Source organism: Mycobacteriales bacterium, from assembly GCA_035504215.1.
Classification (GTDB): domain Bacteria; phylum Actinomycetota; class Actinomycetes; order JAFAQI01; family JAFAQI01; genus DATAUK01.
On record DATJSI010000091.1, the window covers coordinates 1 to 6,012 of the forward strand.

At 69.7% G+C, this 6,012-nt stretch carries 8 protein-coding genes; 1 reads left to right on the top strand and 7 read right to left on the bottom strand.

Translation table 11 applies throughout. The features are described from left to right. From VME70_11460 to VME70_11470, 3 genes are all read right to left on the bottom strand, one after another. Positions 1-249, bottom strand: a 249-nt coding sequence (locus tag VME70_11460; protein HTW20814.1) for a DoxX family protein, incomplete at its 3' end; no start/stop codon positions are given. A 68-nt stretch (positions 250-317) separates the two neighbouring features. After that, a complete protein-coding gene (locus tag VME70_11465; protein ID HTW20815.1) occupies positions 318-740 on the bottom strand; it encodes a hypothetical protein in 423 nt (140 codons plus the stop codon). 36 nt (positions 741-776) lie between these two features. Further along, positions 777-1,790 carry a GDP-mannose 4,6-dehydratase gene (locus VME70_11470; protein HTW20816.1) on the bottom strand — a complete coding sequence of 338 codons (1,014 nt, stop codon included), beginning with the start codon at positions 1,788-1,790 and terminating at the stop codon, positions 777-779. A gap of 47 nt (positions 1,791-1,837) precedes the next feature. Between VME70_11470 and gmd the strand changes: the two genes are divergently transcribed. Further along, entirely contained in the window at positions 1,838-2,839 is a 1,002-nt protein-coding gene (gene gmd, locus VME70_11475) for a GDP-mannose 4,6-dehydratase (protein ID HTW20817.1), read from the top strand. 16 nt (positions 2,840-2,855) lie between these two features. Here the strand turns inward: gmd and VME70_11480 are convergent, their stop codons facing one another. The 4 genes from VME70_11480 to VME70_11495 all read right to left on the bottom strand — a co-directional run. Continuing rightward, positions 2,856-3,044: a hypothetical protein gene (locus tag VME70_11480; GenBank protein HTW20818.1), complete on the bottom strand. Its 189-nt coding sequence runs from the start codon at positions 3,042-3,044 to the stop codon at positions 2,856-2,858. Between the two features lie 148 nt (positions 3,045-3,192). Next, a complete protein-coding gene (locus VME70_11485; protein HTW20819.1) occupies positions 3,193-4,206 on the bottom strand; it encodes an MBL fold metallo-hydrolase in 1,014 nt (337 codons plus the stop codon). A gap of 87 nt (positions 4,207-4,293) precedes the next feature. Then, positions 4,294-5,430 carry a hypothetical protein gene (locus tag VME70_11490; protein ID HTW20820.1) on the bottom strand — a complete coding sequence of 379 codons (1,137 nt, stop codon included), beginning with the start codon at positions 5,428-5,430 and terminating at the stop codon, positions 4,294-4,296. Continuing rightward, the coding region (locus VME70_11495) for a sigma-70 family RNA polymerase sigma factor (GenBank protein ID HTW20821.1) at positions 5,431-6,012 on the bottom strand (582 nt) is incomplete at its 5' end. It lies immediately after the preceding gene.

The window sequence follows — 6,012 nt, forward strand, 5'->3', positions numbered from 1 at the left end:
GTGGCCGGTGACCGCCTCGGGGATCACCGTCGCCGCGAGCGCAAGCGCGACCAGCCTCGGCATCCGGTTGAGGACGAGCAGCGCTCCACCGCCCATCTGGATCGCCGCCGCCGCGCGGGTCGTGCGGACGGGCTCCGGCACGCCCAGCCGTTCCGCGTGGGCAGTCCTTCGATCGATGCCCTGCCAGGCTTCCAGGCCCGAGCTGATCAGCGCCGCTCCGAGGAGCGGACGAGCCAGTCGTCGAATCATCGTTGCGCCTCCGGTGTCTCGATCTCGGAGGAGTACCTACCCACGAGCGGCCGCCTGACGCGCCCGGCTCAGCCGCGCCGGCGAATCCGGTCCGTCCACCGCTTCGCCGCCGGGGCCGGAGGCGGTGGAGCGGCCGGGCGAGCCGCGGCTGACGGCGCCGGCGCCGGCTGCTGAGGAGCAGCTGCCGGTGGCGAGGGCGGATCCGCGTCGACCGGTGCGTCGTAGTCCGTTGCCGCGATGATCGCAACGATGGCATCCGCGTCGAGCTCATCGCTGTCGGGAATCTGCGGCACGAAGCCGACCAGGATGCCGTCGCGCAGCACCATCGCCTCGAGGCCGGCAGCGCCGTCGTTGTCCCAGATGGCCTCGCGCCCGTCCGGGATCACCACCCGCACACCGACGTTGTAGACGCCGGCCCGGCGGTTCACATGCGCGAAGACCGAGCGCGCGCGCAGCTTCTCGACCACCTCGACGGCAACCGTCTCCTCCATGCGCGCAACCGTACGACGAGAAGGTGAGAACTCCGCTCAGGTTCGTCCCGAGAGCAAGTCGGGCGATTCCGCCACGCCGCGACGCAACCGTTCGATGTCGGCCTCGACCATTTCCTTCATCACATCGGTGAGTGTTCTTCCCGGCACCCACCCGAGGATCTCGCGGGCGTGCGTCGCATCGCCCCACAGCTGCGGCGGGTCCATAGGTCGTTCGATGGCGGGATCCTCTCGGACGAACCGCCACGGGTCGTCGAAGCCGGCTACGGCGAACGCGATCTCCGCGAGCTGCCGCAATGAGGTCGACACCCCGGTCGCGATCACATAGTCGTCCGGGACGTCCTGCTGGAGCATGAGCCACATCGCGCGGACGACATCCGCGGCGGCGCCCCAGTCGCGCCGGATCTCGAGCGTGCCGAGCGCGAGGTCGGCACTGCCTCCGGTGGCAAGCGCGGCTGCCGCCTGGGAGATCTTGCGGATGACGAATCTCGGATGCCGCAACGGGCTCTCGTGATTGAACAGGATGCCGTTGCTGACATGCAGGCCGTAGCGGTCCCGGAAGCGGGTCGCCGTCTCGTGCGCGGTCAGCTTCGCCAACCCGTACGGGCTGAGCGGCTGCCGCGGCGTCCGCTCGGTCTGTGGATGCGCCTGTGCAGGCCCGAAGATCTCTGCGCTCGACGCCTGGAAGAACCTCGGCGCCGAGCCGCACTCGTCCCGGTAGCGGAGCAGCACCTCGAGCAGCCGGCCGACGGCGACCCCGTTGACCTCGGCGACCTCGCGCTCGTCGACCCACGACGAGCCGACCGAGCTCAGCGCGGCCAGGTTGTAGACCTCGTCGGGTCGAGCCTCGTAGATCAGCCGTCGCATCGCGGCTGCGTCGCGAACGTCTGCCTCGACGACATCGACCCCGTCGAGGTACGCCGCGAGCCGCAGCTGGTCGGGATGGCCGGACCGAACCGTGCCAACGACCTGGTAGCCCTGTGCGATCAGGAAGCGCGCAAGGTGGACGCCGTCCTGCCCACCGACGCCGGTGATGAGTGCGGAACGGACCACGCGCGCAGACACTACAGTCTGTGCGAACGCGCATCGGAGGGGACGACATGGCCAAGCGCGCCCTGATCACCGGAATCACCGGCCAGGACGGCTCCTACCTGGCCGAGTTGTTGCTCGCCAAGGGCTACGAGGTGCACGGCATCATCCGCCGCGCATCGTCGTTCAACACCCATCGGCTCGATCATCTGTACGTCGACGCGCACGAGCCACACGCTCGGTTGTTCCTCCACTTCGGCGACCTCACCGACGGCACCAGACTCGTGACGCTGCTCAGCAAGGTGCAGCCCGACGAGGTCTACCACCTCGCGGCACAGACTCACGTCCGCGTGTCGTTCGACGAGCCGGAGTACACCGGGCTCACCACCGGGCTCGGGACCACCCGGCTGCTCGAGGCGATCCGCGCAACCGGGCTCGCCACCCGCTTCTATCAAGCCTCGTCCTCCGAGATGTTCGGTGCCGCGCCGCCGCCGCAGGACGAGACGACTCCCTTCCACCCGCGCTCCCCGTACGGCGTTGCGAAGGTCTACTCGTACTGGATGGCTCGCAACTACCGCGAGGCGTACGGGCTGTTTGCCTGCAACGGCATCCTGTTCAACCACGAGTCGCCGCGCAGAGGCGCGACGTTCGTCACACACAAGATCACGCGCGCCGCGGCTGCCATCGCGACCGGACAGCAGCAAGACCTGTATCTCGGCAACCTCGACGCCGTACGCGACTGGGGCTACGCCCCGGAGTACGTCGAGGCGATGTGGCTCATGCTCCAGCAGGACGAGCCCGACGACTACGTCGTGGCAACCGGCGCGCCTTACTCGGTGCGCGACTTCGTGCAGTTCGCGTTCGACCACGTCGGGTTGGACTGGCAACGACACGTGCGCTTCGACGAGCGATACGTCCGGCCGGCCGAAGCGGACTCGCTGGTCGGCGACGCGAGCAAGGCTGCGATGGCGCTCGGCTGGAAGGCGATGGTTCTGGCGCCGGAGCTTGCGCGCATCATGGTCGACGCCGACCTTGCCGAGCTGGCCGGCGGCGCCGACAACGAGAGATCGTGACCGGCCCTGCTGACGCCTAGGTGCACGCGCGGCAACGACTGAGGGCGATCCGCGAGCGCTCCATCTCGGCCATCTCCCGCCGGCACGACGAGCAGATGAAGACCGGCTCCTCGGCCTCGACCTCGCTTCGCTCGACCGGCTCGGGTTCCACGGTCCGTCGGTGCCGGCGCAGCCGTGAGATCGGCAGGCCGGACGTGGGAGTCATGGTTGCCTTCCGCGCGCGAGAGGTCTTTCGGGGGACACTTCCTTCATCGACCCGGAACCTGACGGATTGCTGATCCGTTCGCCGGTCACGCCGACACCCAGTGGGCTTAGTGACGCTCCGGCGACGCGTGCGTTCGGCGTAAAGGCGGTTACACCAGCGCGTAGTGGCGCACACCGTCGCGCACCTGGAGCGCCACCCGGCCCTGCGCGACGAGAAGGTCGAGGTGCGCGCCGGTCTCGCAGACCGCGAGGAACCGGTTGAACAGATCCAGCGCGTCGAAGCGACGCCCCCGTCTGGTCCACGACACCTCCACGGCAACGCCGGCGGCAGTGTCGACGCCCCACCCCAGCACGGCGGTCATCGCATCGAGCCGGGCTCGGTGATGCTCGACGAGCTCGTCGACACGTGCATGCACGCTGCCGGTCACCGGTCCGTGCGCGGGCAGCAGCATCGCATCGGGTCGGCTGCGGACGAGTGCCAGGGACGCGAGAAACGACCCGAGCGGGTTGCTCGCGACGACCGGCTCGAAGCCGATGGACGGCGTGATCGTCGGGAGCACGTGGTCACCCGCGAACAGCAACCCGCCGGCGAGATCGTGGAACACGACGTGACCACGGGTGTGACCGGGAGTCTCGACCACCTCGAGCCCACGACCGTTGACCGAGATGACCTCGCCGTTCGTGAACCAGTCGTCAGGCAGCTCCCAGTCCATCCGATCGACCGCACCGAGGTGCGCTTCGAGCTGGTCCGCGAGGTCATCGGCTGCGAGCTCCCGCAGCATCCGGATCTGCTCCTCCACCGGATGCCGGCCCGGCCGCATGATCGCGTCGAGCGCCCATCGCTCCTCGGCCCCGAGGCTCACCCTGGTGCCGAACTCCTGACGAATCCGGATCGCCTGGCTGTAGTGGTCTCGATGGACGTGCGTGACGAGGAAGCGCGCGATGTCGCCGATTTCGATGCCGAGCTCGGTCAGCGCGTCCCTGAGCCGGGTCATCGCCTCGGGCACCGACCAGCCCGCGTCGACAAGCACCGGTCCGTCGGGCCCGGTCACCGCGTAGACGTTGACGGCCCGTAACCCGTCGTTCGGTAACGGCAACGGAATCCGGTAGACGCCCGGCGCCACCTCATCGACGCCGGGCGTGGTCCAGTCCGCCGTGCTCACCCGTCCTGTCTAGCGGTCGGGGCAGCCGATAGCAGAGCCGGCACCGGTGTTTCCGAACCGGAGCCATGGACCGACCGGCGTCCCCTTTCAGCTCGGGAGCGCGGTGAATCTCGCGACTGCGAACCCGTGCGCCGACGTTCGCGGCAGGATCACCCGGTAGCGGATCGCTCGCTGCGGAATCGGCACCGAGAACTCGGCGCCGCCCGTGGAGTCGACTTGGGTCTGGGTGACGGCCACCCACCCCGCCGCCGTCCGCCGCTGCAGCAGGACCGGGTCACCCGCTTCCGCTCCGGTCGCCGTGACGGTGACGACGTACGACGAACCAGCGGGACTCGTCGCCACGCCGAGCGTCGGCAGAACCACGACGAGCACCGGTGCGCTGCGCACCCCGCCGCCCGCGAGCAGCCGCAGTCGGACCGACTGCGTGAGATCGCTCGCGGTAAGGGTCACGGACCCGTCGGCACCGGTGAGACCCGAGTCGACCTCAGCCACCGTGGACTGACCGGGTAGGCGCTCGATCAGCCAGATCCGGTGTCCGGCGACCGGTGCACCGCTCGAGGTCGCCAGATGCCCGACCACGCTCACGCTGCCGCCGACCGCAACCTTCGTCGCCGACAAGGTGATCGTGATCGATGCCGGGACCGGCGTGCTCAGCGTCGGCGTTGGAGTCGGTGTCGGTGTCGAGGTGGGGGTCGGAGCCGGCGAGGTCGATGCCGGTGGCGAGCTCGCTCCTGCCGGCGGCGACGACTTCGACCTGCCCGCAGGCTTCGGCGCCGCGTGATGACTCGCCGAGGTCGTCGGCTGCGGATTCGCCGACGATGGCACAGGGATGGCGGTCGTCGGGACGGTTGCCGCACCCTGCTGGCCCGAACCCGACGAACCGTGCTTGTTGTGATGGCCGGCGTGCCCGTGCGAGGAGTGGGTGGGGGCAGGGATGCCGGCCCATCCGCCGACGACGTTCATTACGTGTTGGACCGAGGTCGGGAGCGCCGCGGTGTACGCCGCCGCGACGCCGCCGGAGAATGCGATCGCCACGGTGAGCGCGGAGCCGCCGACCCCGAGCCGCCCGGCGAACCGGCGGCGGGTACGAGGCTGTGCGGTCGCGCGGAACGCGGCCAGCGCCATCTCCTCGCCGGCCAGCTCGGAGTCCGTGCCCGGAGCGGTCAGCGCCCGCACGACAGGGTCGTCCGACCAGGCAGTCAGGTCGTCATCGCGTCGACGCACTCAGACCACCTCTTCCGACTGTGCCCGCGGGTCGCGAGACAGGGCTCGCAGCCCGCGATGAACACTCACTCGAACCGCCCCCGGGGACTTGCCGACGATCCGGGCCACCGCTGCGACATCGAGCCCGGCGATGACGCGCAACGCGACCAGCTCGGCCTGGTCCGACGGCAGCGACGCAACCAGAGCAAGAGCCTGGCTGGTGGAGATGCGGTCGATCGCCTCGCTCTCCGCCGAGGCCGCGAGCGCAGGTGCGTCCACGGCTGCGACGTCCGCGATCGGAACCACCGGTCGCGCAGCGCGCGCCCGTGCCGCGTCGATCGCCCGGTTGCGAGCGATCGTGAACAACCAGGCCCGAAACCCGTCCGCCGTACCGATGAAGCTCGGGAGGTCCCGCACGATCTGCAGCCAGGTCTCGGCCGCGACGTCCTCACAGCCTTCGCCGCTGTGCACCCGCAGGTACCGCAGCAGCCGTGGTTGCAACGCCCGCCACAACTCGAGGAAACCCGACTCATCTCCCGAGCGAGCCCGGCGCAATGCGTCGTCAAGCACCTCGTCGACCTGGCTCGGTGAGGAGCCAGGTCG